The organism is Pseudoduganella sp., from assembly GCF_041914865.1.
Lineage (GTDB): Bacteria > Pseudomonadota > Gammaproteobacteria > Burkholderiales > Burkholderiaceae_D > Rugamonas.
Genome location: NZ_JAYSCO010000056.1, coordinates 1 through 26164 on the forward strand (window position 1 = coordinate 1; position 26164 = coordinate 26164).

Below are 26164 nucleotides of genomic sequence, written 5' to 3' on the forward strand. Positions count from 1 at the left end.
TCGAGTAGTTCATGTTGGCGATGCCGCCTTCGTAGATCAGGTCGACGATCAGCTTCAGCTCGTGCAGGCATTCGAAGTACGCCATCTCCGGCGCGTAACCCGCTTCCACCAGGGTCTCGAAGCCGGCTTTGATCAGTTCCACGGTACCGCCGCACAGCACGGCCTGTTCGCCGAACAGGTCGGTCTCGGTCTCTTCACGGAAGTTGGTTTCGATGATGCCGGCCTTGCCGCCACCGTTGGCCGATGCGTACGACAGGGCAATGTCGCGCGCGGAGCCGGATTTGTCCTGGTACACGGCGATCAGGTGCGGTACGCCGCCACCCTGGCGGTAGGTGCCGCGCACGGTGTGGCCTGGGGCCTTCGGTGCGATCATGATCACGTCCAGGTCGGCGCGCGGTACAACCTGGCCGTAGTGCACGTTGAAGCCGTGGGCGAAAGCCAGCACGCCGCCTTGCTTGATGTTCGGTTCGACGTTCTCTTTGTACACCTGGGCGATGTTCTCGTCCGGCAGCAGGATCATCACGACGTCGGCGTTCTTCACCGCCTCATTCACTTCGGCGACTTTCAGGCCGGCCGCTTCCACTTTCTGCCAGGAGGCGCCGCCGCGGCGCAGGCCGACGGTCACGTTGACGCCGGATTCGGTCAGGTTCTGCGCGTGCGCGTGGCCTTGCGAGCCGTAGCCGATGATGGCAACGTTCTTGCCTTTGATGAGGGAGAGGTCAGCGTCTTTGTCGTAGAAAACTTTCATGGTCATTCCTTAGTGAATATTCGATTTAAACTTTGAGGATGCGTTCGCCGCGGCCGATGCCGGAGCCGCCGGTACGGACGGTCTCGAGGATCGCTGCGCGGTCGATCGAATCAATGAAGGCGTCCAGCTTGCTCTTGGCGCCCGTCAGCTCAATGGTGTAGGTCTTTTCGGTGACGTCGATGATGCGGCCGCGGAAGATGTCGGCGGTGCGCTTCATCTCTTCGCGCTCCTTGCCCACCGCGCGCACCTTGATCAGCATCAGCTCGCGTTCGATGTGCTGGCCTTCGGTCAGGTCCACCACCTTCACCACCTCGATCAGGCGGTTCAGGTGCTTGGTGATCTGTTCGATGATGTCGTCCGAACCGGTGGTGACGATGGTCATGCGCGACAGGGTCGCGTCTTCGGTCGGCGCCACGGTCAGCGTTTCGATGTTGTAGCCGCGCGCGGAGAACAGGCCCACCACGCGGGACAGCGCGCCCGCTTCGTTTTCGAGCAGTACAGAAATAATGTGTCGCATGATTACAGGTCCTCCGAGCCAAGCAGCATTTCGGAGAGGCCTTTGCCGGCTTTCACCATCGGCCACACGTTCTCACTCTGGTCGGTAATGAAGTTCATGAAGACCAGGCGGTCCTTCATGCCGAATGCTTCTTTCAGCGCGCCTTCGACGTCGCCCGGTTTTTCAATGCGCATGCCGACGTGGCCATAGGCCTCGGCCAGCTTTTCGAAGTCCGGCAGCGAATCCATATAGGACTCGGAGTAGCGCGAACCGTAGTCGATCTGCTGCCACTGGCGCACCATGCCCAGGAAGCGGTTGTTCAACAGGATGATCTTCGGCGTCAGGCGGTACTGTTTGCAGGTCGCCAGTTCCTGGATGTTCATCTGGATCGAGCCTTCGCCGGTAATGCAGGCGACGGTGGCGTCCGGATTGGCCATCTGCACGCCCATGGCGTACGGCAGGCCGACACCCATGGTGCCCAGGCCGCCGGAATTGATCCAGCGGCGCGGCTTGTCGAACTTGTAGTACTGCGCAGCCCACATCTGGTGCTGGCCGACGTCGGAGGTGATGAAGGCGTCGCCCTTGGTGATGTCGTACAGCGACTCCACCACCTGCTGCGGCTTGATCACCAGGTCGGAGGTGGCGTACGCCAGGCACTTGCGGCCGCGCCATTCGTCGATCTGCTTCCACCAGTCTTTCAGCGCGGCGGCGTTCGGGCGCTGCTCGGTGGCGTCCAGCTGCGACAGCAGCTCCACCAGCACGTCCTTCACGTTGCCGACGATCGGGATGTCGACTTTGACGCGCTTCGAGATCGACGATGGGTCGATGTCGATGTGGATGATCTTGCGCGGGTTCTGGCCGAAGTGTTTGGGATTGCCGATCACGCGGTCGTCAAAGCGGGCGCCGATGGCGATCAGCACGTCGCAGTTCTGCATCGCCAGGTTGGCTTCGTAGGTGCCGTGCATGCCGGGCATGCCGACGAAGCATGGATCGGAGGCGCGCGAGCCGCCCAAACCCATCAGGGTGTTGGTGACCGGGAAGCCGAGCTTGTCGACCAGTTTGTTCAGTTCATTCGATGCGTGCGCCAGGATCACGCCGCCGCCGGTGTAGATCATTGGACGCTCGGCGGTCAGCAGCAGCTGCAGCGCCTTGCGGATCTGGCCGGCGTGGCCCTTGTCGACCGGGCGGTAGGAACGCATCTCGATATCCTTCGGATACGAGTACACGTGCTTGTGCATCGAAATATCTTTTGGAATATCGACCAGCACCGGGCCGGGACGGCCGGTCTTGGCGATATAGAAGGCTTTCTTGATGGTCTCGGCCAGGTCTTTCACATCCTTGACCAGGAAGTTGTGCTTGACCACCGGGCGCGTAATGCCGACGGTGTCGCATTCCTGGAAGGCGTCCTGGCCAATGGCGTGGCTCGGCACCTGGCCGGAAATCACCACCATCGGGACGGAATCCATATAGGCCGTGGACAGGCCGGTCACCGCATTGGTCACGCCTGGGCCGGAAGTCACCAGCGCCACGCCCACTTTGTTCGAGCTGCGCGAATACGCGTCGGCGGCATGGATGGCGGCCTGCTCGTGGCGGACGAGGATGTGCTGGAATTTGTCTTGCTTGAAGATGGCGTCGTAGATATAGAGGACGGCGCCGCCGGGGTATCCGAAAACGTGTTCTACGCCTTCCTCAGCGAGGCAGCGGACAACGATCTCGGCGCCCGTGATGGGAGCTTCGGTATTCATGAAACAATCCTTTCAAGGTCCATAGGAGATTGATTGGATGCTCTTGCCTAGCGAAGTGGGCGTCACCGTGCACGACTCTCAGCTTCCCTTCTTTCTGCGGTCACACTGACCCTTCCCCCATGCGTAGCTGGAGTACAAGCCGGTGCTAAACGCAACTCGTTTGGCCGGAGTTTTGCAGCGGTTCCTGCCTACCTCTCGCGCTTGTGGCACGGGTTAGAGCAAACTGCTGACAATAGAAAGCTGGCTTTTCGAAACGGCTTTGTGTGCCTGTCCCGAAGAACCGGGGAGCTTCGTGGTGTGCAAAGCGTCCTTAACGTTACTGCGTTGCACCATATTGGTCAAGCTTATTCTGCATTTTTTGTTAAAATGCCGGATTGTTCAGATAAACAGCAGCGCGCAGCCCTCTTTTCCGACGCATGGCCACAGACAAAGAATTATCGGATTTCCTCGAAAGCGTCGAGCGCCGCGCATTCAAGCAAGCGGTGTACGCGGTCCGCAAGGACGAAGCGGCACTGGATATTGTTCAAGATGCAATGATCAAGCTGGCGGAAAAGTATGGCGACAAGCCTGCCGCCGAGCTGCCTGCACTGTTCCAGCGCATCCTGCAGACCACCATCCTCGATTATTTCCGTCGAGAAAAGGTTCGCAACACCTGGGTCAGCCTGTTTTCCGGCCTGGGCCCCGGCCAGGAAGAGCATGAGGACTTTGATATACTGGAGTCCTACGAGGCTGAACAGGGTTCCCAGGCGGCCGAGTCGAGTGCGGATCAGGTAGAGCGGGCACAGATCTTGCAGATTATTGAAGAAGAAGTGCAAAAGCTGCCTGCGCGTCAACGAGAAGCCTTCCTCATGCGTTACTGGCAGGACATGGATGTAGCTGAAACTGCCGAAGCGATGGGATGTTCCGAAGGCAGCGTCAAAACGCATTGCTCGCGAGCAACTCACACTCTCGCTGAATCGCTCAAAGCCAAGGGAATTAAGTTATGAACACCGAAGATACCAACTTTGCCTACAGCGTGCGGCGCGCGCTCAACGAAAAGCTAGACGATCTGCCAGCCTCGACTACCGATCGCCTTGCTGCGGCGCGCCAGGCTGCCCTGGCACGCAAGAAGGCCGATGCGCCGGCGCGCGTACGCGTGGCCGCCACCGCCCCGGCCGTGGCCGGCGGCTCCGGCTTCTTTGCCAATCCGTTTGCCTGGTTCAACCGCGCCAGCGTGGCCCTGCCATTGCTGCTGGCAATGGGCGGCCTGGTCGGCGTGTACCAGTACGAACAGCAGCAATCGATCGTGGAACTGGCAGAAATGGACGCCGCCGTGCTGTCCGATGAGCTGCCGCTGTCTGCTTACCTTGACCAAGGCTTTGGCGCCTACCTCGAGACTCGCGAGCAATAAGTATGGCGCGTGTCAGTGGTAGGAAAAAGTGGATTGCTGGCGCGATCGCCCTGCTGGGCGCTGGGATTGCTGCCGCCGTCTGGCTGGTGAGCCGTCCCGCTTCGCACGCCACCACCGCGCCCTCGCCTGCTGCCGCCACTGCCGACGCCGCCAAGCCGGTCGGTGAAAAACCGCATTGGTCCGACCTCAAGCCAGCCCAACAGCAAGCCCTGGCACCGCTGCAGGCAACCTGGGAGGAATTGGGTCCGGTCCGCAAGCAGAAATGGATTTCCATCGCCAACCGCCTGGCCAAGATGAAGCCGGCGGAAAAAGAGCGCGTGCAGGAACGCATGCATGAATGGATCGCCCTGACCCCGGCCGAGCGCAAGGCCGTGCGCGAGAACTTTGCACGCGCGCAGAAGAAAGCCACGCCGCCGGGCCAGCGTGCGGCCGAGTGGGAGCAGTACAAGAACCTGCCGGAAGAAACCAAGAAAGCCCTGGCTGAGGCCGGCGCCGCCAAGAAAGCCCAGGTCGCGAAGACGCCGACCCCAGCCCAGGCTGCGGCCAAGACGCCAGCCCCGGTCAAGGCCGCCGGCCATGGCCTGGTGCCGGCGCCGGGCACGGTGCCGCCGGGCACGGTGCCGCCGGCGCCGATCGGTCTGCCGCAAGGTTCGCCGGCTGTCGTGCCGCCAGGCAGCGCGCAAGGCGTGACTCCGGTCCCGGCCACTGCACCGGCAGTGGTCGCGCCAGGCGCCGCGGCGCCGGCCGCCGCACCGGCAACCAGCCCGGCTGCGGCGGGCGATGCTGCCGCGCCTGCCGCCCCTCCGCTCGCTGCGCCGAGCGCCCCAACAGTGCTCCCGAATGCAAGCAAATAACGCTGTCCCGACCGTCAAGCGCCGCCTGACGTCGATGCTCTATGAGATCCTGCTGGCGTTTGCCGCCTTGTTCCTGCCCTTCCTGGTGTTCGAGATCATCACCAAGGCCAGCCATACGCCACAGGTCGAACATATGCGCCAGGCCCTCGCTTTCCTGATCCTCGGCATTTATTTCGTGCACCAGTGGACACGCAAGGGCCAGACCCTCGCCATGCAAACCTGGCGCATCAAAGTCGTGCAGCCTGGCCATGAGCGCCTGCCGGTACGCACCGCCCTGGTCCGCTACCTGCTGGCCTGGCTGTGGGTCTTGCCCGGCATCGTGGTGGCCTATGCCGCCGACCTCAGCAACAAGCACAAGCTGTACGCCATCTTCGCCAGCATCGTGCTGTGGTCGCTGACCGCCTTCCTCAATAAAGACCGCCAGTTCCTGCACGACAAACTGGCCGGCACCCGCCTGGTGCAACTGCCCAAGCCGGAAAAAGCTGCCAAGAAGTAACCCTCGGCGCCTGCCTGGCTAATGCTGCGGCCACGGCGCGCTATACTGGATTCGTGCGAGGGAGGCGATCATGGACAAAGACAGTCAATTCACGGGCTCCATTCCAGAAACGTACGAACGCAGCATGGTGCCGCTGCTGTTCAGTCCCTACGCCATCGATATGGCGCGCCGCGTGGGCCAGCGCCGCCCGCAGCGCATCCTGGAAATCGCGGCCGGCACCGGGGCTGTGACGCGGCACCTGCTGCAGGAATGCCCACAAGCCCACATCGTCGCCACCGACCTGAACGAGGCCATGCTGGAACAGGCACGCAAGGCCGTCGCTTCACCGCGCATCGAATGGCGCCAGGCCGACGCCCAGCAGCTGCCCTTCCCCGATGCCAGTTTCGATGCACTGGCCTGCCAGTTCGGCGTGATGTTCTTTCCCGATAAAGTGCGCGCCTTCAGTGAGGCGCGCCGCGTGCTCAGGGCGGGCGGCCTGTATTGCTTCAACGTGTGGGATGGCATCAGCCATAACGAGTTTTCCGCCACCATCAACCACGCGCTGGCCAAGGTCTTCCCGGCCGACCCGCCACGCTTCCTGGCGCGCATGCCCTACGGCTACCATGATGTGGAAGTGATCCGCGCCGACCTGGCGCGCGCCGGCTTTAGCGGCGCGGTGACGCATGAAGTGGTGGCCGCCAGCAGCCGCGCCGAATCCGCGCGCAGCACTGCCATGGCCTTATGCCAGGGATCACCCTTGCGGGCCGACATCGAGGCGCGCGACCCGGCCCGCCTGCAGGAGGCAACGGACGCCGCCGCAGCCGCACTGGAAGAAAAGTTCGGGCCCGGCCCGAGCGAGGGCCGCATGCAGGCGATCGTCTTTACCTGCGAGGTGTAAGCGCGCTCACGCGGGTGGTACGAACCTGCGCAGCAAGGTGCCTTTGGTGTTGAAGACAAACCCCTTGCCGCCCACCAGCACCGAATCCTGGCACTCGGGCGTGGTGCAGCGCCGCACGCATTCCTGGCACGCCTGCGCCTCGCCATCCCGGACGGCCAGGCAGGCATCGTACAGCGGCGGCACCACGATTCTGAACGAGCCGGCGCGGAAGTAGCCGCATTTGCCACCTACGCTGAAACGCCCGACGCCCTGTTCGGCATAGGGATAGTCGAAATCGCCGGTATGGGCAATGCCCGGCACCACGACCACGCCACGCCGGTTCACCGCCACCACCTCGCGCGGCGCCTCGATCACAATGACGGCGAAGCCGGACTTGTCCAGCGCCAGGCGGTGCAGGTACTGCCGCTTCACCTGGCGCACCTTGCCCACCGTTTCCAGGCAAGTGGCCGACCAGTCGCCGTCCTTCGGACACGGATCTTGCGCCATGGCCGGGACGACGACAATGGCAAGCAGGCAGGCCAGCAGGAAAGCGCGCATTACTTCGCCGCCTTCAGCGGGAAGGGATAGACGCGGGCCCCGCCCACGTCGTCATCGTCGCCCAGCGCCAGCTCGCCGCGCTCGAATGCGGCCAGCACTTCCAGCGCCTGCTCCAGCTCCGGCTCGGGCACCATGACACGCGCCCCGCCGATGGCCGGTGCCAGCAGCAGCGCGGCCTGTACATGCTGGTCATCCATGACGGTGGCGTGCAGGCCCGCCGCGCGCAGGCATCCGCACAGGATGAAGGCATCGGCCGGCACCAGGCAGCGGCGGACCAGGCAAAAGTGGTTTTCCATGGTGAGGATGTTGCTACTTTATGTAGTAATATTTTTATTACAACAATTAAATGGAGATTCCTGATGCAACTGCGTGCAAGCCTGATTCTACTGCTACCGCTGGCGATACTGGGCGGCTGTAAAACCCTTGAGGTGCAAGAGTCGATGTTTATCCGCTCCGATGCCGTGATCAAGGCCAAGCCTTTGCCGGAGCAGGTGTTCGCCAACAGCAGCAAGCTCGAACTGCAGCGCCCGGACGGCGTCCAGCTGAACGGCGTGCTGGTGACGCGCGAAGGCGCTGAGCGCACCCTGCTCTACTTTGGCGGCAACCTGTTCCGCATGGATGCGGATGGCAAGCAGATCCTGTCCTCGCTTGAGCGCTGCAAGGTCAATGTCGCCATGTTCGACTATCGCGGCTACGGGCGCAGCAAGGGCAAGCCGACGGTCGCCATCCTGAAGGAGGATGCCGTGGCGATCTACGACATGCTGGAGGCGCGCACCCCAGGCAAAGTCGCGGTGCACGGCCAGTCGCTGGGCAGCTTCGTGGCGGCCGGCGTGGCGCAGCAGCGCCCGGTGCGCTCGGTGGTGCTGGAAACGCCGGGCGCTTCGCTGATGGAGATCGTGCACAACCAGGTGCCGTGGTACTACAAGCCCTTCACCACCATCAAATTCGCGCCCGAGCTGACCGTGGTCGACCAGGTCGCCACCGTACGGCAGATCAAGTCGCCCTTGCTGGTCATGGTCGGCGAACGCGATGACCTGACACCGGCCTACATGGGGCGCCAGGTGTTCGAGGCGGCCAGCCAGCCCGCCAAGCAGCTGTTCGTGCTGCCAGAGGCCGGCCACAACAACGTGCTGTCCAACCCGTCAACCGCCGCCACCCTCTGTCCTTTCATCGAAGCCTGACAGCAAGGGGTGGCGCGCCGTGAACGCCGCCAGGTGTTCCAGCAAGGCGCGCACGCGGGCCGGCAGGTAGCGCTGCTGCGGCCAGACCGCGTACACCGTGCGGAACTGCGGCGTCCACCCCGGCAGCACCCGCTGCAGCGCACCGGACTGCAGGCTGGCGTGGCATTGCAGCTCGGGCGCCAGCACGATGCCCAGGCCCGCCTCCGCCATCATCACCGCCAGCCGCACCTCGTTCACCCGCACACGCGGTTCGGGGCGCAGCACGCTCTCCACGCCGCTGGCGGGGTCGCGCAGGCGCCATTCGCGCAGCGGCAGTGTGGCAATCGCGGCGTGCTTTGCCAGTTCCGCCGCATTGCGCGGCATGCCGTGCCGTTCCAGGTAAGCCGGGGCCGCGGCCAGCACCAGGCGCACGTCACCCAGTTTGCGCTGCGTCAGCATGGAGTCGGCCTGGGCGCCGATGCGGATCGCCAGGTCGGCCCCGCTGCCCACCAGGTCCTGTACTTCATTGGATAGCTCGAGCTCCAGCTGCACCAGCGGGTAGCGCTCCAGGAAGCTGGACCAGGCGGGTGCCAGGATCTCGCTGGCGAAATTGACCGGCGCCAGCACCCGCACAGTGCCTTCGATCGCGCCCAGCGTGGCGTCCAGCCGCAGCGTGGCCTGGCGCAGGGCCTGCACCAGCGGCCGGCATTGTTCGTAGTATTGGGCGCCCTCCGCCGTCGGCTGGGTGCGGCGCGCACTGCGGTGCAGCAGGCGGTAGCCGAGCGATGCCTCCAGCCTTTGCAGGCGGCGCGTGACGGTGGCGGTTGGCAAGCCTTCCTTTTCGGCGGCGGCGTTCAGGCTGCCTGCTTCAACGATGGCGACAAACAGGGCAAGGTCGTCCAGCATGATTCCATTTTTGGAATTAGAGATTGAAATTTCGTCTCTAGTGTACCTCAACGGAATTTATTACGCTTGAGGCATTGAATAATGCCTTGGGAGATACACCATGCCTGACCTGCGTACCCGCGCGATTTTCGCCGCCCTGATGTCCCTGATGATGTCGGTGATCATGAGTGGCTGGATTACCTGGCTGAATATCGGCTTCCAGCCCAACTATGCTGACCGCTGGCTGCACGCCTTCCTGGCGGCCTGGCCGGCCGCCTTCGTCAGTGTGATGCTGATTGCGCCGACCGTGCAGCGCCTGACGCAGCGCGTTTCGGCCGCGCTGCGCTAAGGCTGGGCCTTACACCCAGGCTTTGAACTCGATGCCGTTCTGCATGCTACCGACCAGTGCGGCATAGTTTTCCTCGCTCTCGCTGAAGCCCACCAGCACGCTCGACAGCGGCGCCTTGTTGTTGTCCAGCACGTCGAGCCAGTAGCGGAAGCCTTCGCTGTCCGGCGCGCGGTGCAGGATGTTGTTGTACAAGCGCAGCAGGAAGTCGGCGTTGTCGAAGTGGGTGCCGTAGATGCTGCGGAACTCATTCGAATTGATGAATCCAGCCGCCGCATTGAACAGGGAGTAGCCGCTGTCCAGCGCATTGATCCAGTAGCCCAGGCCTTCCAGGTCGGGGGCCCGGTTGAAGGCGGCCTGGTACAGACGATAGGCCTGGCCGGCCGAGCCGTTGATGTCGAAGGCCACATCGATATCGGCGAAGTCGATGCGCTCGATATTCGACAGCAGGTCCTTGCCGTCATTGCCCACCAGGTCGGTCACGATGACGCGGTCGCCATCCACGCGCACCGAGTATTCGGAACGCTTGCCGTTGTAATAGGCCTCATCCAGGCCGGTGCCGCCATCCAGGTAGTCGTTGCCACGGCCGCCCAGCAGGGAATCGCGGCCGCCATAACCGAAGATATTGTCGTCGCCGGCGGTGCCGTTGATGTCCTCGCCCTTGCTGGTACCGTCGATATTGTTGCCGCTCAGGGTGCCCAGGTCCTCGTAGATGCTGAGGGTGACGGCCTGCTGGCCGGGACCCGCGCCCTGCCACCAGGAGGCGTCCACGTAATAGGTGCCAGTGTACGGCGCGACGAAGGTCACGTGGTCGTAGCCCCAGCCGCCGCTCAGGTCATCTTCGGCGATCGCGTTGCCCTGATCGTCAAACACCAGCAGCACGTCCGGGTCTTTGAAGCTGGTGGAGCTGAGCGAGTACATGGCGCCGGCAATGGCCTTGAAGCTGAACACCGCCGCGCCGGCCGCGCCAGCGTAATTGGCGGTGTACTGCACGGCGTTCTCGTAGTTGTGCGCGTTGTAGGCCAACATCGACAGGCGTGGCGCATAGGCCATTTCGTACGGGGTCAGTTTGGTGAAGTACGGAATGGTGGTGTAGCTCATGGCAGTCTCCTGGGTTATCCTGGTTAAATCTTAGCCACGCCTGCCGCAGGAAAAGGCAAGAATTACAAATTGTTTCGCAGATTACAGGTTCCGCTCAAGGACGCCTTGCTCAGAAGCGTTCGTAACCCTGCAGGTAGCGCCATTCGCCGGGCTGCAGGCCGGCCATGGAAATGCGGCCGATGCGCTGGCGTTTGATGGCGGTGGCTTGCAGGCCCACCTCGGCGCACAGCTTAGCCACCAGGGCCGGCTTCGGCGGCCGCACGGCAAAGCGCAGGCGATGCTCGTTCTGCCAGCTCACCTTGCCGTTGCCCTGGTTCAGTTGCGCCAGGCCGTTGTCGGCGATGGTGCCTTGCACGTCGACGATCAGTTCCTGCTCGACCAGGGCGCCTTCATCGACCAGCTTGCGGGCGACGCGGAAGTCCTGCGTGAAGACGAACAGCCCCGATGCGCTGTGCTCCAGCGGCAGGCAGGCGGTCAGGTTGCGCAGGTGGCGCGACAGGAAACGGGTGCGCTGGGCATCGGCGCTGCGCGCTTCGGGCAGCAGGCAGGCCAGCGGGTCGGCGCCGGCTGGCTTGTTGAGCAGGATGGTGACCGGGGCGATTTCCAGCAGTGTGGCGTCCGGCGCCAGCACCACTTGCTGCTGCGGGGCGACGCGGGCGCCCGGTTCTTCCACGATCTTGCCGTCCACGCTGACGAAGGCGCCTTCGATATAGATTTCCGCTTCGCGGCGCGAGCATGGAACCATGTCCGCCACACGCTTGGCGAGGCGGATAGTGTTGTCTTCGTTGTTCATTATTGCTTGAAGTAGTGGGCGAACACGGCGGCGACTTTTTCCAGGTCGGCGCGGTTGACGTCCAGGTGGGTCACGAGGCGCAGGGTCGGCGCCATCGAGACACGGATGCGTTCTGCTGCCAGCGCGGCATTCAGCCCTTGGCAGGCGTCGCGCGGCATGGTGACGAACAGGATGTTCGTTTGTGGCTGGCTGACTTGCAGCGCGCCGATTTTCGCCAGCTCGGCGGCCAGCCAGGCGGCGTTGGCGTGGTCTTCGGCCAGGCGCTGCACATTGTTCTGCAGCGCATACAGGCCGGCTGCGGCGAGGATCCCGGCCTGGCGCATGCCGCCGCCCAACATCTTGCGCCAGCGCTTGCCCTCTTCGATCAGCTGCCGGCTGCCGCACAGGACCGAGCCAACCGGCGCGCCGAGGCCTTTGCTGAGGCAGACCGAGACGCTGTCGAACCCCTGCACGGCTTGCCGCAGGGTGATGCCTTGCTGGACCGCTGCGTTGCAGATACGGGCGCCGTCCAGGTGGGTGGCCAGGCCGCGTTGATGCGCCAGCGCGGTGGCCTGCTGCACATAGTGCTGCGGCAGGACTTTACCGCCGATGGTGTTTTCCAGCGCCAGCAGCCGGCTGCGGGCAAAATGCACGTCGTGCGGCTTGATGGCCGCTTCGATGTCGTGCAGCGCGATGCTGCCGTCGGGCTGGTTGGTGAGCGGCTGCGGCTGGATGCTGCCCAGGACCGCGGCGCCGCCGCCTTCGTATTTGTAGGTGTGGGCGTCCTGGCCGACCAGGTACTCGTCGCCCCGGCCGCAATGGGCCAGCAAGGCGATCAGGTTGGTTTGCGTGCCGGACGGCGCGAACAGCGCCGCTTCGTAGCCGAAGGTCTCGGCGGCGTAGTCTTGCAGGGCGTTGACCGTGGGGTCGTCGCCATACACATCGTCGCCGACAGCGGCGCCGTGCATGGCGTCGCGCATCGCGGCGCCTGGCTGCGTGACGGTGTCGCTGCGCAGGTCGATCCAGCGCTCACCGCCAGGTGCAAGCTGTTGTGCCGCGCCGGCAGCGGCCGGATACGCCGTGCTCACGGTGCAACCCCGGCCTCGGCGGCGGCCGCGCTGTCGGCGCCCGCTGGGGCACCGGTGTAGAAGCGCCCGCCCATTTCATCGAGGCCGATGGTGCTGAGGACTTCCTTCAGGCGCTCGGCCGGGCGGCGGCGTGGCAGGTTCTTGTAGGTGGCTACAATCAGCTCATTCTTCATCGAATGCTCCCAGCCGACCAGCTCCGTGACGGTGACCTGGTAGCCGTGCGACTCCAGCTGCAGGCAGCGCAGCACATTGGTGATCTGGCTGCCGAACTCGCGCGTGTGGATCGGGTGGCGCCACAACTCGGTCAGCACGTTCTTGCCTAGCGAAGAGCCCTTGTTCTTGCGCAGCACGGACGCGACTTCGGCCTGGCAGCACGGCACCAGCACGATATGCCTGGCCTTCTTCTTCAGCGCGAAATCGATGGCGTCGTCCGTCGCGGTATTGCAGGCGTGCAGCGCGGTGACGATGTCGATCTGCTCCGGCAGCTGGTCGGAGGTGGTCGATTCCGCCACCGACAGCGGCAGGAAGCTCATGCCCGGGAAGTCGAACTTGCGCGCCAGCTCCTCGGAACGCGCCACCAGCTCCTCGCGGGTTTCGATGCCGTAGATATGCGAATCATCGCCCAGCGCCTTGAAGAACAGGTCGTAGATGATGAAGCCGAGGTAGGACTTGCCTGCGCCGTGGTCGACCAGCGATACCGAGCCCTTGGCCGCGCGCACGTCGTTCAGCAGCGGCTCGATGAACTGGTACAGGTGGTAGACCTGTTTCAGCTTGCGGCGCGAATCCTGGTTCAGCTTCCCGTCGCGGGTGAGGATGTGCAGCTCCTGCAGCAGCGCGACCGACTGGCCGGGCTTGACTTCAGGGATGTCGGTGACGGTGGTCGGCAGCGGCGCCGCTGCGGCTTTGGCGCCGCCGGCAGCTTTATTGCGCTTCATCGATCCACGCCTGCTGGATCGCTTCCAGCACTTTTTCGCCGCCGCGTTTATGGTCGTCGTCGAATTCTTCCAGGTCGACGATCCAGTTATGCAGGTCCGTAAAGCGGATGCCGGTCGGATCGACATCCGGATACTTGTCGTACAGGGCCTCGGCAATGGCCGTGACATCAGTCCATTTCAGCATGGTGCACTCCCGGCTCAGTGGCCGCCTTCGCTGGCGTGGTTGATCGTGTATTTCGGGATTTCGATGACCAGGTCTTCGTCCGCCACGATGGACTGGCACGACAGGCGCGAACAGGCTTCCAGGCCCCAGGCCTTGTCCAGCAGGTCTTCCTCGGTTTCGGTCGCTTCGTTGAGCGAGTCGAAGCCTTCACGCACCAGCACGTGGCAGGTGGTGCAGGCGCAGGACTTCTCGCAGGCGTGTTCGATATGGATGTCGTTTTCCAGCAGGACGTCGCATACGGACTTGCCGCCTTCGGTTTCAATCACAGCGCCTTCAGGACACAGCTTGGCATGCGGCAGGATAACGATTTGTGGCACTTCTATTCCCCAGTCAATTAAACAACCTGGTCCAGCGATTTGCCGGCCAGTGCGCTGCGCACGCTGCGGTCCATGCGGCGCGATGCGAATTCTTCGGTGCCCTGGGCCAGGGCTTCGTAAGCGGCTTTCACCGCGTAGTGGTCGGCTTCGCCGCTGCCGGACTTTTCCAGCACGTCCATGGTGGCGGCCATCAGGGCGTTGATGGCGGCGCGCTCGTCGTCCGACAGCAGCGCCGCATCCTCGTCCAGCGCGGACTGGGTCGCCAGCATGATGCGCTCGGCTTCCACCTGCTCTTCGCGCAGGGCGCGCGCCTTCATGTCGGCTTCCGCCTCGGTGTGCGATTCGGACAGCATGCGCGCCACATCGTCGTCGCCCAGGCCATAGGATGGCTTGACGGTGATCGAGGCTTCCACATTGGAGCGCAGCTCGCGCGCGGAGACGGACAGCAGGCCGTCCGCGTCCACCTGGTAGGTGATGCGGATGCGCGCCGCGCCGGCCGCCATCGGCGGGATGCCGCGCAGTTCAAAGCGCGCCAGCGAGCGGCAGTCGCTCACCAGTTCGCGCTCGCCCTGCAGCACGTGCACCGCCAGCGCGGTCTGGCCGTCCTTGAAGGTGGTGAACTCCTGCGCGCGGGCGCACGGGATGGTGGAGTTGCGCGGGATGATCTTCTCAACCAGGCCGCCCATGGTTTCAATGCCCAGCGACAGCGGGATCACATCCAGCAGCAGCCAGTCGTCGCCGGCGGCGCGGTTGCCGGCCAGCAGGTTGGCCTGGATGGCGGCGCCCAGCGCCACCACTTTGTCCGGGTCGATGTTCGCGTGCGGGATGGTGTGGAAGTACTCGCCCACCGCGCGCTGCACGTGCGGCATGCGGGTCGCGCCGCCGACCATGACCACGCCGTCGATATCGTCGGCGTCGACATTGGCGTCGCGCAGGGCCTTCTTCACCGCGTTCATGGTCTTGGCGACCAGGTGCTTGGTGATGTCGGCGAAAATTTCCGGGGTGATGCGCTGGTGGACTTCTTCGCCCGAACGCAGCACGGCGTCGATGGTCACTTCGGCCTTGGTCGACAGCAGTTCCTTGGCTTCGCGCGCCTTCACCATCAGGGTGGCGGTGTCCTCATCGGACAGCGGCGCCAGTTTTTCCTGCTCGTGCACCCAGCAGAACAGGCGGTGGTCGAAGTCGTCGCCGCCCAGCGCGGAGTCGCCGCCGGTGGCCAGCACCTCAAACACGCCTTTGGACAGCTTGAGGATCGAGATATCGAAGGTGCCGCCGCCCAGGTCGTACACGGCGAAGATGCCTTCCGAGCCGTTATCCAGGCCGTAGGCGATCGCCGCGGCGGTCGGTTCGGACAGCAGGCGCAGCACGTTGATGCCCGCCAGCTGCGCGGCGTCTTTCGTCGCCTGGCGCTGCGCTTCATCGAAGTAGGCCGGCACGGTGATCACGGCGCCAACCAGGTCGTCGCCCAGCGAGTCTTCGGCGCGCTGGCGCAGCGTGGCCAGGATCTGCGCCGACACTTCCACCGGCGACTTCACGCCGGCCACGGTCTTCAGCTGCACCATGCCCGGCGCATCGACGAAATCGTAAGGCAGGTTCTCGGCGTAGGCGATGTCCTTCAGGCCGCGCCCCATGAAGCGCTTGACCGAGACGATGGTGTTCTTCGGATCGGTGGTCTGGTGCGCCTGCGCCTTGTAGCCGATGTTGGCATGGCCGTTCGGCAGGTAACGCACCACGGAAGGCAGCAGCGGGTGGCCGTCTTCGTCGTTCAGCACTTCTGGAATGCTGCTGCGCACGGTCGCTACCAGCGAGTTGGTGGTGCCGAGGTCGATGCCCACTGCCAGCCGGTGCTGGTGCGGGGCGGTCGACATGCCCGGTTCGGAAATCTGCAAAAGAGCCATGGTGAAACCTGTCTTATTCTTTTACGCCTCGATGGCGTCGTAAGCGAAGCGCACTTCTTCGCCGAATTTTTCGATGAACATCAGCGCGCGCACGCCTTGCGCGGCGGCGTGATAGTCACCGGAATTGCATTGCTGTTCAATCTCCGCCAGCTGCGACTTGCGCGCGGCGCGCAGCTGGCCGTCCAGCTTGTCGAGCAGGTCGCCGTCCTTGTTGGCGCGCGCCTCGGCCAGCTCCTCGCGCCACTCCATCTGCTGCATCAGGAATTCCATCGGCATGGCCGTGTTGGATTCCACCTTCAGGTCGACGCCATTCAGCTCGCACAGGTACTGCGCGCGCTTTTGCGGATTCTTCAGGGTCTGGTAGGCCTCGTTGGAGCGGGTCGACCACTGCATGGCGACGCGCTTTTCCGCATCGGTGGCGTTGACGAACTTGTCGGGGTGGACGCGGCTCTGGACTTCGCGGTAGGCGCTGTCCAGGGCGCCCAGGTCGACGGCGAACTGCTGGGGAAGCTGGAATAGTTCGAAGTGGTTTTGCACGATATTAAATGCGGAAGCTTTCGCCGCAACCGCAAGCATCCTTCTCGTTCGGGTTGTTGAACTTGAAGCCTTCGTTCAGGCCTTCGCGCGCGAAGTCCAGCTCGGTGCCGTCGATGTACGGCAGGCTTTTCGGGTCAACAAAGACTTTCACGCCGTGCGATTCGAAGACGGCGTCTTCCGCCGCCACTTCGTCCACGTATTCCAGCTTGTAGGCCAGACCGGAGCAGCCGGTCGTGCGTACGCCAAAACGCAGGCCAATGCCCTTGCCGCGACGCTCGATGTAGCGGTTGATATGCTTGGCTGCTTTTTCGGTCAGGGTGACTGCCATAACGTCCTCGCTTATGCGCCGTGCTTGGCCTTGTAGTCGTTCACAGCTGCCTTGATGGCGTCTTCCGCCAGGATCGAGCAGTGGATCTTCACTGGCGGCAGGGCCAGTTCTTCCGCGATCTGGGTGTTCTTGATGGCCAGCGCCTCATCCAGCGACTTGCCCTTCACCCATTCGGTGACCAGCGAGCTGGAGGCGATTGCCGAACCGCAGCCGTAGGTCTTGAATTTTGCGTCTTCGATCTTGCCGTCCGCGCCGACCTTGATCTGCAGCTTCATCACGTCGCCGCAGGCAGGTGCGCCGACCATGCCGGTGCCTACGGTCTCGTCGCCTTTTTCAAAGGAACCGACGTTGCGTGGGTTTTCGTAGTGGTCGAGGACTTTTTCCGAGTATGCCATGTTGATGCTCCTTAAATTCTGTAATTAGTGCGCTGCCCACTGGATGGTGGAGAGGTCCACGCCATCCTTGTACATTTCCCACAGCGGGGACAGCTCGCGCAGCTTGCCGACTTTGCCCTTCAGCAGGTCGACCGCGAAATCGACGTCCTGCTCGGTGGTGAAGCGGCCGATGGTGAAACGGATCGAGCTGTGCGCCAGTTCGTCGCTGCGGCCCAGGGCGCGCAGCACGTAGGACGGTTCCAGCGACGCCGAGGTGCAGGCGGAACCGGACGACACGGCCAGGTCCTTCACGGCCATGATCAGCGACTCGCCTTCCACGTAGTTAAAGCTCACGTTCAGGTTGTGCGGCACGCGGTGGTCCATGTCGCCGTTGACGTAGGTTTCTTCGATTTCCTGCAGGCCCTTGGCCAGGCGGTCGCGCAGCGCGCGGATGCGGGCGATCTCGGACTCCATCTCCACTTTCGCCAGGCGGAACGCTTCGCCCATCGCCACGATCTGGTGGGTTGGCAGGGTGCCGGAGCGCAGGCCGCGCTCATGGCCGCCGCCGTGCATCTGCGCTTCGATACGCACGCGCGGCTTGCGGCACACGTACAGGGCGCCCACGCCTTTCGGGCCGTAGGTCTTATGCGCGGTGAAGGTCATCAGGTCGACTTTCAGGTCCTGCAGGTCGATCGCCACCTTGCCGGTCGCTTGCGCGGCGTCGCAGTGGAAGATAATGCCTTTCTTGCGGCAGAAGGCGGCAATGTCCTTGATCGGCTGGATCACGCCGATTTCGTTGTTGACCATCATGACCGAGACCAGGATAGTGTCCGGGCGTACCGCCGCTTCCAGCTGTTCGATGGTGATCAGGCCGTTGTCCTGGGTGTCCAGGTAGGTCGCCTCGAAGCCCTGGCGCTCCAGCTCACGCACAGTGTCCAGCACGGATTTGTGCTCGGTTTTCACGGTGATGATGTGCTTGCCCTTGGACTTGTAGAAGTTGGCCGCGCCCTTCAGGGCAAGGTTGTTCGATTCGGTGGCGCCGGAGGTCCAGATGATTTCGCGCGGGTCGGCGTTGACCAGGGCGGCCACATGGCCGCGCGCCTCTTCCACCGCAGCTTCCGCGGTCCAGCCGTACATGTGGCTGCGGGAGGCCGGGTTGCCGAACTGTTCGCGCAGGTAAGGGATCATCTTGTCCGCAACGCGTGGATCGATCGGCGTGGTGGCCGAGTAGTCCATGTAAATCGGGAAGTGCGGCGCGGTCTTGAATTCTACCGGTGCTACCTGGGCGACGTTCTTTTCGGGGGCGTTCATCTAAATTACTCCAATTCGGTTAACCGAGGGCTGCTTGGTTGCTGTTGCGGTGCACATGCACCGGCTGCTCTGCCGCGGCTTTGGCTTTTTGCTGGTCGACCAGGTCCTGCAGCGAGACGGAATCCAGGTAATCGACCATTTTTTCGTTCAGGGTGGCCCACAGTTCGTGGGTCATGCAGCGGGTGCCATTCGCATGGTCTGCCCCGTGGCAATTTTCCTTGCCGCCGCACTGGGTTGCATCGAGCGGTTCGTCAACAGCGATAATGATGTCGGCGACGGTCACCTTGTCTGCCTTGCGGGCCAGGCTGTAGCCGCCGCCAGGGCCGCGGATCGATTCCACGATTTCGTGGCGGCGCAGCTTGCCGAACAATTGTTCGAGGTAAGACAAGGAGATCGACTGGCGCTGGCTGATTCCGGACAGCGTCACCGGACCCTTGCCCTGGCGCATCGCCAGGTCAATCATCGCAGTCACAGCAAAACGGCCTTTGGTAGTCAGACGCATCACAACCTCGGTTCAACTCAGTTAAAATATCGTTCTGTCTCGCTGGAAATACCCGGATTACTTGAACGATTTAGTCAAGTATACCAGACTTGCGCAGACCTTGCCGGCGCTGCCTCAGCGCTTCAGCAGCCCCATCGGTCCAAACAGGGCCTGCATTTCCTTATTGCCAATAAAACTGACGTTGTACGGGTGCTCCGCCACGATCTGCGGCAGCGCCTGCACGCTTGCCAGCTTGTTCAGGTCGGCTGCAATCTTTCCCCAAAGAATCAACTTGGGCTGGCGCGCCGCCAGCGCCTGCATCACGGTATCGAAGAAGGGGCGCCAGGCTTTGGCATCCTTCACCGGCGCCACGTGGGCGCGGAACACCAGCGACGCATTCAGCAGCAGGAAGCCGTTGGCGTGCAGCTTGTCCTGGATGTCAGCCAGCGTTTGCGCGCAGCCGGCGGCGGCACGGGCGCGCTGGGCGGCGGCGGCCAGCGCCGGGCCGGTGCTGCCGTCTTCGGTGAGCAGGCCCTCGGCCACCAGCAGCATTTTCATGAAATTACGTAGCGAGGTCGCCTTGTTGACCGGCTTGGACAGCGCGCCGCCCTCCTCGTCCGACCACAGGCTGCCGACCGCGCCATCCATGAAACAGACCCCGGTCGCGCTTTCGGCGCGCGGATAAGGGCCCTCGCCCACCAGCACGTAGCGCACCTGGTCCAGCGGCTGCGCGAACGCGGCGAACAGGCGGCCCCCGGTCGGCAGGAACTGGTCCGCCGCCAGGGCCGGCAGGTACGCCGGGTCAGCCGCATGCATGTTTTCCAGCCCGCGCACGAGGATATCGTGCCAGGAAGCGTGGGCCAGGCTTACGGCGCTCAGAATAGGCGTGGCAATGGTCATGACGGCGAAATGCGGGCGCAAAAAGGCGAGATTGTAGCGCAAGCCGGGGCAATTCAGGACCGGGATTTCTCCAGCCTGGCGTTGGCGGCGCGCAGTTTGCGGAACATGAAGGCCAGGCCGGCCAGGCCCAGCACAGCCAGCGCTGCCGCCACCGACCAGGCGCGCTCCAGCCGCGTTTGGTTGCGCGATTCCTTGAGGTTTTCCTCCTCGCGGCGCAGGAGTTCTTCCTTCTCGTGGTTTTCCTTCTGCTGCCGCGCTTTAGCGGCGTTGGCGGCGGCCGCCTTCCGCGTGGCGCGGGCGTAGACCTTCACGGCAAACTCGCTCTGGCCCACGTACTCCAGCGCCCGCGCGTACTCGAACAGCGCTTCGGCGTCGATGAATTCCTCGTTGGCGGCCTCGATCGCTGCGCGGCCCTCGTCCAGCTGGCCCAGGTAAATCAGGGCGATGCCTTCGTTGAATTGCGAAATTTCGGCCGACTGGGTGTCCTCGATCGCGCGCGCCGCCGCTTTCGATTCGCGGCTCAGGCGCAGCGCTTCGCGGTAGTCCTGCGTCCGCAGGCTGAGGTCGGCCAGCGTCACCTGCAAGTCCGGCACCAGCTCTTCCATGCGGCGCTTCTGCAGCCACAGCACCACCTCCGCCAGGGCCTCGCGCGCGCGCGCCAGCTGTCCCGCGTCGTCGGCAATCTGGTATTCAGCCAGGCGGGCCCGCGTGACCGCCCCTTCGAACGGGATGGCGCCGGCCTTTGCCTTCAACTCATCGATCGCCTTGAGCGCCTCCGGCCCGCCGCCAGCCAGGCCGCCCAGCGCATATGCCTTGGCGCGCAAGGCCATGAACTGCAGGCTGGGCTGTCCGCTACTGTTGGCCTGCGCCACGGCCTGGTTGATATAGTCGAGCCCCTTGCGCCCGTTGCCGCGCCGGATCTCGTCCTGGCCCATGGTGATGGTGGTCTTGACCAGGATCGCCGGGTCGCTGGTCTTGCCAGCCAGCTCATGCGCCAGCGCCACGTTCTTGCTCACCTCCCCCATCTCATCCATCGAAGAGTGCACATAGACGCGGTCCACCAGGCTGCTGGCGACGATGGCGTCATCGCCCAGCTCACGCCCAATGCGCTCCTCTTCGGCGGCGGCGGCCAGCGCCAGCTTGGCGTCGGTTTCGCGCGCGGCATTGCTGACCAGCGAAAAATAGCGGGCCTGTTCGCTTTGCGGCCATTTGGCTACTTGCGGTTTCATTTTCTGCAACTCGGCCAGGGTGGCCTTTGGCGCCAGGTAGGAGTATTCGCGCAACTGGCCAAGCCGGGCGCGCAAGGCTTGAACATCTTGCGCCTGGGCCGCCAGGTGGCTCAGCCCGGTCGCCAGGATGGTCGCGCTCAACCAGCGCGTAAGGTTGCGGCACATGCACTGCCCCACGTTAATCAGAAGGAAAAGTATTTTACTGCCCAGCAAACAAATCGTGGGCATTCAGGATGGCAAAGGCGATTTCCGGGTGCCGATCCAGGCATTTTCGTATCGCCGCGGGTACAGACTGGCGCGTCTTGCGGCACAGGCCGGGGCACTGCGAGAGTTCGATCTGGAAGCCGCGCACGGTGCGTACCTCGTTCGGGCCGGGCGCGATGCGGATGCTGACGCCCAGCTGCTCCTCCAGGCGCTGGCCAATACGCATCAACTCGCCGTAGCTGGCGATGCTTTCGATGCGTTCCAGCAGGCGCTTTTCCTCCTCCTTCGTCAGGCGCAGGATGCGCAGGTCGGCTTGCGGGTCCTGCAGCAGCGCGTCGCGCTGGCAGTCGCACGCGCCGGGCGGGCACTCTTTGCGGATCGGGAACGGCGGCATCGTCATCGCCCCAGTATCCGATGCTTGCATGGTGCTGTCAAACCCGGCCGTATGCTGCCACTTGTGTGCGCCGCACAAGTTTCGTACAGTGCAGAATTGCCAAAATTCCAGATCAGGAAACGTGTGACTATCAGTTTAAAAGGATGGCAGTTCCTGGCATCCCCCGGCGCCCTCGGCCAGCAAATTGCAGAGTTTGACTGGTCGGCGACGCCGCTCGGGCCGCTTGACGCGTGGCCGCAAAGCCTGCGCACCACGGTCAACCTGATGCTCAATTCCAGCCACCCGATCTGGATCGGCTGGGGCCCGGACGCCACCTTCCTCTACAACGACGCGTATATCGATGTGCTGGGCGCGGCCAAGCACCCGTGGGCGCTGGGCCGGCCGGCGCCGGAGGTATGGTCCGAGATCTGGCATTATTGCGGCCCGCTGGCCGACAAGGTGTTCCTGCGCGCGCAGCCGAGCTATGTGGACGCGGTGCAGCTTTTCATGAACCGCGGCGACTGGGTGGAGGAAGTCTGGTATTCCTTCTCCTACAGCCCGATTTTCAACGAAGCCGGCGCGGTGGGCGGCTTGTTCTGCCCCTCCACCGACACCACCGCCACGCGCCTGAATGCGCGCCGCCTGGCGTCGCTCTCCGCCCTGTCCGCCTCGGCCCTGCGCGAGCAGGACGTGGCCAGCGCCTGCGCCACCGCCATGCACACCATCGCCGAAAATCCGGCCGACATCCCGTTCGCCCTGCTGTTCAAGCGCGTGGGCGACACGGTGCGCCTGCAGCAGACGGCGCACGTGGCGGAGGCAGCCTGCGACATGGCGCTGTGGCCGGTGCACGACGTGCTGGCCAGCGGCCAGGCCGTGGTCGTGCCCACCACCAGCCTGCCCGGCCTGCCGCTTGGGCTGGCCGGGCAGCCCGTGCGCGAAGCACTGGCCTTGCCCATCACCGATGGCGTGCTGGTGCTGGGCACCAGCCCGGCGCGCCGGCTCGACGCCGAGTACCGCACTTTTTGCGAGCTGGTGGCCGGCCAGGTCTCGGCCGCCGTGCAGAACGCCAGCGCCGCCGCCGAGCAGCGCCAGCGGGCCGAGTCGCTGGCGGAGCTGGACCGCGCCAAGACCGCCTTCTTCAGCAATGTCAGCCACGAATTCCGCACGCCGCTGACGCTGATGCTGGGGCCGATCGAGGAAGCCCTGAACGACAGCGTGCACCGCCTGCCGGCCGCCCACCACAACCGCCTGCTGCTGGCGCAGCGCAATGCCTTGCGCCTGCAAAAACTGGTGAACACCCTGCTCGACTTCTCGCGCGTGCAGGCCGGCCGGGTCGAGGCACGATATGCGAAAGTTGACCTGGCGGCGCTGACGCGCGACCTGGCCAGCGGCTTTCGTTCGATCATCGAGGGCGCCGGCCTGCGCCTGACCGTCGCCTGCACCGAACTGGACGACAGCGCCTGGATCGATGTCGCCATGTTCGAGAAGATCGTACTAAACCTGCTGTCCAACGCGTTCAAGTTCACCTTCGAAGGCGGCATCAGCGTCACGCTGCGGCAGCAGGGCAAGCATGCCGTGCTGGCCGTGGCCGACAGCGGGGTCGGCATCGCGCGCGAACACCAGCCGCATATTTTCGAACGCTTCCACCGCATCGAGGGCGCGCGCTCGCGTACCCACGAAGGTTCCGGCATCGGCCTGGCCCTGGTGCGCGACCTGGTCGAACTGCTGCACGGCAGTATCGTGCTGCACAGCGTGCCGGGCACGGGCAGCACCTTCACCATCACCCTGCCCCTGGGGCGCGCGCACCTGCGCGACGAGCAGTTGACCCAGGCGCCGGACGGCGGCATGGACCATGTACGCGCAGCCTTCCTGACGGAGGCCCAGCGCTGGCTGCCGGAAGCGGAAGCCGACGAACCCTTCCTCGACCTGGCCGACGACGAAGGCGTGCTGACCGTGGGCGCCCATGTGCTGGTGGTGGACGACAACGCCGACATGCGCGACTACCTGGCGCGCCTGCTGCGCCTGCGCTGGCACGTCAGCACGGCGTCCAATGGGCGCGAGGCCCTGCGCCGGATGGACATCTGCGCGCCCGACCTGGTGGTGTCGGATGTGATGATGCCGGAACTGGACGGCTTCGGCCTGATCGCTGCCATGCACACCAGCCACGCCCTGCACGACATCCCTATCCTGCTGCTGTCGGCCCGCGCCGGCGAGGAAGCGCGCATCGAAGCCGTGAACGCTGGCGCCGACGACTACCTGGTCAAGCCGTTCTCGGCGCGTGAACTGGTGACGCGCGTCGATTCGCAGCTGATGCGTGCACGCATCCGCCAGGCCGAGCGCGCCCACATGGCGCGCATGGCCGACACCTTCCAGCAGGCGCCGGCGGCCATCGCCATCGTGCGCGGCAGCGAGCTGCATTTCGAGCTGGCCAATGAGCGCTTCATGGAGCTGAGCTGGCACCGCGACCTGGTGGGCTGGCCGCTGCGCCGCGCCTTCCCGGAGCTGGAGGGCCAGGGCATGGTGGAGGAGCTGGAGCAGGCGCTGGCCAGCGGCCAGCCGGTCATCGGCAAGGCGCGCCGCGTCATGCTGCGGCGCGCAGGCGAGCTGCAGGAATGCTATTTCGATTATGTGCACCAGCCGCTGCGCAACGCGCGCGGCGAGGTCGACCGCATCGCCATCGTCGCCTTCGAAGTGACGGAACTGGTGCGCGCGCGGCGCGATGCCGAGCTGGCCAACCGCACCAAGGACGATTTCCTGGCCATGGTCGGCCATGAGCTGCGCAACCCGCTGTCGCCGATCCTGATCGCGCTGGAACTGATGCGGTTGAAGGGCCTGGGCCCGCTCGCGCGCGAGCACGCGGCGATCGAACGCCAGGCCCACCACCTGGTACGGCTGGTGGACGACCTGCTGGACGTGGCGCGTATCGCCCAGGGCAAGATCGCCTTGCGCTGCGAGCGCGTGGAACTGGCCCGCCTTATGGCGCAGGCGCTGGAAACCGTCAGCGGCTTGCTCGAAGAGCGCCAGCAAAGCCTGGAACTGGACGTGCCGGACCACGGCCTGGCCCTGGACGCCGACCCGATGCGCTTCGTGCAGGTGCTGGTCAACCTGCTGACCAACGCCGCCAAGTATTCCAACCCGGGCGGCCATATCAGCGTACGCGCGCGGGCCGAACAGGGCTTTGCCGTACTGGCGGTGCGCGACACCGGCATCGGCATCGGCGCCGACATGCTGCCCCACCTGTTCGACAAATTCGTGCAGGCGCCGCAGTCGCTGGACCGTTCGCGCGGCGGCCTGGGACTGGGCCTGTCGATCGCGCGCAGCCTGGTGCAACTGCATGGCGGCGAGATTTCCGCCACCAGCGCCGGCAGCGGCGCCGGCAGCGAGTTCGTGGTGCGCATTCCGCTGGCCGACGAGCCGCCGCAATTGCCCGCCGTGCCCGGCCAGGCTGCAAGCGCCGCCCAGCAGGCGGCGGCAACGCCAAGGCGGGTGCTGCTGGTGGACGACAACCAGGACGTGCTGCAAGGCTTGCGCGCTTTGCTCGAAGTGCGCGGCCACGAAGTGCAGGCGGTGGCCGACCCGGCCAGCGCCCTGCGTACCAGCGCCAGCTTTGTGCCCGACCTGGCCATCCTGGATATCGGCCTGCCCGGCATGGACGGCTATGAACTGGCAAGCGAGTTGCGGCGCCAGCCCGGCTTTGGCAACACGCGCCTGGTGGCCCTGTCCGGCTACGGCCAGCAAGCCGACCAGGCCCGCTCGCGCGCCGCCGGCTTCGCCGCCCATCTGGTGAAACCGATCACACCGGCCCAGCTGTATTCCTTGCTGGCCGACCAATAAAATGTTGCAAATTATCCACGATAGTTTCCTTTGGGGAAATAGCTCAGGCAGGCGGCGTGCTACACTTTGTACCCCATGCCGCCCCTCTTCCACCGCCGCCATTTCCTGCGCCTGGCCGCCGCCGTCTGGCTCGCCTGCGCCGCCGCCCATGCCTGGGCGGATGAGCGCCGCGTCCTGGTGCTGTACTCGCTGGGGGCCGACTCATCCTCGGTGTGGCAAAGGCTGGTGCACAAGGGCCTGTACGATGAGCTGGGGCGCAGCAGCCAGGGCGCCACGCCGGCCATCTTTGAAGAACGCTTCGACGCCAACCGCGTCGGCGAGGACAAGGCGGTCGAGGGCATGGCGCCCTACCTGGCCACCAAATACGCCGACGTGAAGTTCGACGCCATCGTCACCGAGAACTTTGTGGCGTCGCGTTTCCTGGCCAGCCATCCCGAACTGTTCCCCGGCGTGCCGCGCCATTACGTCAACCACGGGCGCGACCAGTGGCAGCCGCGCGATGGCGTGGGCTACGAGCTGACCTCCGACTTCCGCCAGGCGCTGGGCGTTATTCCGCTGGTGGCACCGCAGGTGCGCCACGTGGTCGTCATCGGCGACACCACCGCACGCGGCCGCCTCTGGCTGGACCGCGTACGCAGCGCCACCCAGCACTTCCCCGCCATCCGCTTCGAGATCTGGGACGACGGCAGCATTGGCGAGCTGCGCGCGCGCGCCGCCAAGCTGGA

The 26164-nt window shown here is 64.5% G+C and carries 29 protein-coding genes; 8 read left to right on the top strand and 21 right to left on the bottom strand.

The annotated features are described in order from the left end of the window. The 3 genes from ilvC to ACE3TQ_RS21070 all read right to left on the bottom strand — a co-directional run. A partial coding sequence (gene ilvC / locus ACE3TQ_RS21060) for a ketol-acid reductoisomerase (RefSeq protein ID WP_374584667.1) occupies positions 1–748 on the bottom strand: 748 nt, incomplete at its 3' end. Positions 749–773: 25 nt separating this feature from the next. Beyond that, on the bottom strand, positions 774–1265 hold the full coding sequence (ilvN, locus tag ACE3TQ_RS21065) for an acetolactate synthase small subunit (protein WP_036168720.1): 492 nt from the start codon (positions 1263–1265) through the stop codon (positions 774–776). 2 nt (positions 1266–1267) lie between these two features. Further along, positions 1268–2989 carry an acetolactate synthase 3 catalytic subunit gene (locus tag ACE3TQ_RS21070; RefSeq protein ID WP_374584670.1) on the bottom strand — a complete coding sequence of 574 codons (1722 nt, stop codon included), beginning with the start codon at positions 2987–2989 and terminating at the stop codon, positions 1268–1270. 416 nt (positions 2990–3405) lie between these two features. Here ACE3TQ_RS21070 and ACE3TQ_RS21075 point away from each other — a divergent pair, with 416 nt between their 5' ends. From ACE3TQ_RS21075 to ACE3TQ_RS21095, 5 genes are all read left to right on the top strand, one after another. Next, positions 3406–3975, top strand: coding sequence for an RNA polymerase sigma factor (locus tag ACE3TQ_RS21075; protein ID WP_374584672.1), 570 nt, complete (start codon positions 3406–3408; stop codon positions 3973–3975). Next, on the top strand, positions 3972–4379 hold the full coding sequence (locus tag ACE3TQ_RS21080) for a DUF3619 family protein (protein WP_374584674.1): 408 nt from the start codon (positions 3972–3974) through the stop codon (positions 4377–4379). Before ACE3TQ_RS21075 ends, ACE3TQ_RS21080 begins: the two co-directional genes overlap by 4 nt. Before the next feature lie 2 nt (positions 4380–4381). Beyond that, the gene (locus ACE3TQ_RS21085) at positions 4382–5233 is read left to right on the top strand and encodes a DUF3106 domain-containing protein (protein ID WP_374584676.1); all 852 of its coding nucleotides are present in this window, start codon (positions 4382–4384) and stop codon (positions 5231–5233) included. Then, positions 5220–5729 (top strand): RDD family protein, encoded by a 510-nt coding sequence (locus tag ACE3TQ_RS21090; protein ID WP_374584678.1) that lies wholly within the window; start codon positions 5220–5222, stop codon positions 5727–5729. The genes ACE3TQ_RS21085 and ACE3TQ_RS21090 overlap by 14 nt, the downstream gene beginning before the upstream one ends. 70 nt (positions 5730–5799) lie before the next feature. Continuing rightward, positions 5800–6606 (top strand): class I SAM-dependent methyltransferase, encoded by an 807-nt coding sequence (locus ACE3TQ_RS21095; protein WP_374584680.1) that lies wholly within the window; start codon positions 5800–5802, stop codon positions 6604–6606. A gap of 6 nt (positions 6607–6612) precedes the next feature. Here the strand turns inward: ACE3TQ_RS21095 and ACE3TQ_RS21100 are convergent, their stop codons facing one another. Then, complete coding sequence (locus ACE3TQ_RS21100; protein ID WP_374584682.1) at positions 6613–7143, bottom strand: hypothetical protein; 531 nt, start codon at positions 7141–7143, stop codon at positions 6613–6615. Further along, complete coding sequence (locus ACE3TQ_RS21105; RefSeq protein ID WP_374584684.1) at positions 7143–7439, bottom strand: hypothetical protein; 297 nt, start codon at positions 7437–7439, stop codon at positions 7143–7145. Before ACE3TQ_RS21105 ends, ACE3TQ_RS21100 begins: the two co-directional genes overlap by 1 nt. 63 nt (positions 7440–7502) lie before the next feature. On the opposite strand from ACE3TQ_RS21105, the gene ACE3TQ_RS21110 reads away from it, so the two are divergent. Beyond that, positions 7503–8324 carry an alpha/beta hydrolase gene (locus tag ACE3TQ_RS21110; protein ID WP_374584686.1) on the top strand — a complete coding sequence of 274 codons (822 nt, stop codon included), beginning with the start codon at positions 7503–7505 and terminating at the stop codon, positions 8322–8324. Here ACE3TQ_RS21110 and ACE3TQ_RS21115 read toward each other — a convergent pair. Further along, positions 8286–9209 carry a LysR family transcriptional regulator gene (locus tag ACE3TQ_RS21115; RefSeq protein ID WP_374584688.1) on the bottom strand — a complete coding sequence of 308 codons (924 nt, stop codon included), beginning with the start codon at positions 9207–9209 and terminating at the stop codon, positions 8286–8288. The two genes, ACE3TQ_RS21110 and ACE3TQ_RS21115, sit on opposite strands and share 39 nt — an antisense overlap. Positions 9210–9309: 100 nt before the next feature. Between ACE3TQ_RS21115 and ACE3TQ_RS21120 the strand changes: the two genes are divergently transcribed. Continuing rightward, positions 9310–9537, top strand: a complete 228-nt coding sequence (locus tag ACE3TQ_RS21120; RefSeq protein WP_374584690.1) for a DUF2798 domain-containing protein — start codon at positions 9310–9312, stop codon at positions 9535–9537. 9 nt (positions 9538–9546) lie between these two features. On the opposite strand, the gene ACE3TQ_RS21125 is transcribed toward ACE3TQ_RS21120, so the two are convergent. The 15 genes from ACE3TQ_RS21125 to ACE3TQ_RS21195 form a co-directional block, all read right to left on the bottom strand. Then, positions 9547–10635, bottom strand: coding sequence for a DUF4214 domain-containing protein (locus ACE3TQ_RS21125; RefSeq protein WP_374584692.1), 1089 nt, complete (start codon positions 10633–10635; stop codon positions 9547–9549). 109 nt (positions 10636–10744) lie between these two features. After that, the gene (locus tag ACE3TQ_RS21130) at positions 10745–11428 is read right to left on the bottom strand and encodes an RNA pseudouridine synthase (RefSeq protein ID WP_374584694.1); all 684 of its coding nucleotides are present in this window, start codon (positions 11426–11428) and stop codon (positions 10745–10747) included. Further along, the gene (ltaE, locus tag ACE3TQ_RS21135; protein ID WP_374584737.1) at positions 11428–12387 is read right to left on the bottom strand and encodes a low-specificity L-threonine aldolase; all 960 of its coding nucleotides are present in this window, start codon (positions 12385–12387) and stop codon (positions 11428–11430) included. Before ltaE ends, ACE3TQ_RS21130 begins: the two co-directional genes overlap by 1 nt. 104 nt (positions 12388–12491) lie before the next feature. Continuing rightward, positions 12492–13430 carry an SAM-dependent methyltransferase gene (locus tag ACE3TQ_RS21140; protein WP_374584696.1) on the bottom strand — a complete coding sequence of 313 codons (939 nt, stop codon included), beginning with the start codon at positions 13428–13430 and terminating at the stop codon, positions 12492–12494. Then, positions 13417–13611: a Fe-S cluster assembly protein IscX gene (gene iscX / locus ACE3TQ_RS21145; protein ID WP_374584739.1), complete on the bottom strand. Its 195-nt coding sequence runs from the start codon at positions 13609–13611 to the stop codon at positions 13417–13419. Before iscX ends, ACE3TQ_RS21140 begins: the two co-directional genes overlap by 14 nt. 17 nt (positions 13612–13628) lie before the next feature. Continuing rightward, positions 13629–13970 carry an ISC system 2Fe-2S type ferredoxin gene (gene fdx / locus ACE3TQ_RS21150; RefSeq protein WP_374584698.1) on the bottom strand — a complete coding sequence of 114 codons (342 nt, stop codon included), beginning with the start codon at positions 13968–13970 and terminating at the stop codon, positions 13629–13631. Between the two features lie 17 nt (positions 13971–13987). Next, on the bottom strand, positions 13988–15868 hold the full coding sequence (gene hscA, locus ACE3TQ_RS21155) for a Fe-S protein assembly chaperone HscA (RefSeq protein WP_374584701.1): 1881 nt from the start codon (positions 15866–15868) through the stop codon (positions 13988–13990). Between the two features lie 21 nt (positions 15869–15889). Continuing rightward, on the bottom strand, positions 15890–16405 hold the full coding sequence (gene hscB / locus ACE3TQ_RS21160) for a Fe-S protein assembly co-chaperone HscB (RefSeq protein ID WP_374584703.1): 516 nt from the start codon (positions 16403–16405) through the stop codon (positions 15890–15892). Positions 16406–16409: 4 nt separating this feature from the next. Then, positions 16410–16733, bottom strand: coding sequence for an iron-sulfur cluster assembly protein IscA (gene iscA, locus ACE3TQ_RS21165; protein WP_374584705.1), 324 nt, complete (start codon positions 16731–16733; stop codon positions 16410–16412). 11 nt (positions 16734–16744) lie between these two features. Next, the gene (iscU, locus tag ACE3TQ_RS21170) at positions 16745–17128 is read right to left on the bottom strand and encodes a Fe-S cluster assembly scaffold IscU (protein ID WP_028104361.1); all 384 of its coding nucleotides are present in this window, start codon (positions 17126–17128) and stop codon (positions 16745–16747) included. Positions 17129–17152: 24 nt separating this feature from the next. Next, positions 17153–18418 (bottom strand): IscS subfamily cysteine desulfurase, encoded by a 1266-nt coding sequence (locus ACE3TQ_RS21175; protein ID WP_374584708.1) that lies wholly within the window; start codon positions 18416–18418, stop codon positions 17153–17155. A 19-nt stretch (positions 18419–18437) separates the two neighbouring features. Beyond that, complete coding sequence (iscR, locus tag ACE3TQ_RS21180; RefSeq protein ID WP_028104363.1) at positions 18438–18920, bottom strand: Fe-S cluster assembly transcriptional regulator IscR; 483 nt, start codon at positions 18918–18920, stop codon at positions 18438–18440. A gap of 114 nt (positions 18921–19034) precedes the next feature. Then, positions 19035–19799: a uracil-DNA glycosylase gene (locus ACE3TQ_RS21185; RefSeq protein ID WP_374584710.1), complete on the bottom strand. Its 765-nt coding sequence runs from the start codon at positions 19797–19799 to the stop codon at positions 19035–19037. A gap of 53 nt (positions 19800–19852) precedes the next feature. Further along, complete coding sequence (locus ACE3TQ_RS21190; RefSeq protein WP_374584712.1) at positions 19853–21193, bottom strand: hypothetical protein; 1341 nt, start codon at positions 21191–21193, stop codon at positions 19853–19855. 34 nt (positions 21194–21227) lie between these two features. After that, positions 21228–21656: a hypothetical protein gene (locus ACE3TQ_RS21195; protein ID WP_374584714.1), complete on the bottom strand. Its 429-nt coding sequence runs from the start codon at positions 21654–21656 to the stop codon at positions 21228–21230. Positions 21657–21749: 93 nt separating this feature from the next. Here ACE3TQ_RS21195 and ACE3TQ_RS21200 point away from each other — a divergent pair, with 93 nt between their 5' ends. Then, positions 21750–25439 carry an ATP-binding protein gene (locus ACE3TQ_RS21200; protein WP_374584716.1) on the top strand — a complete coding sequence of 1230 codons (3690 nt, stop codon included), beginning with the start codon at positions 21750–21752 and terminating at the stop codon, positions 25437–25439. Positions 25440–26164 lie beyond the last annotated feature (725 nt).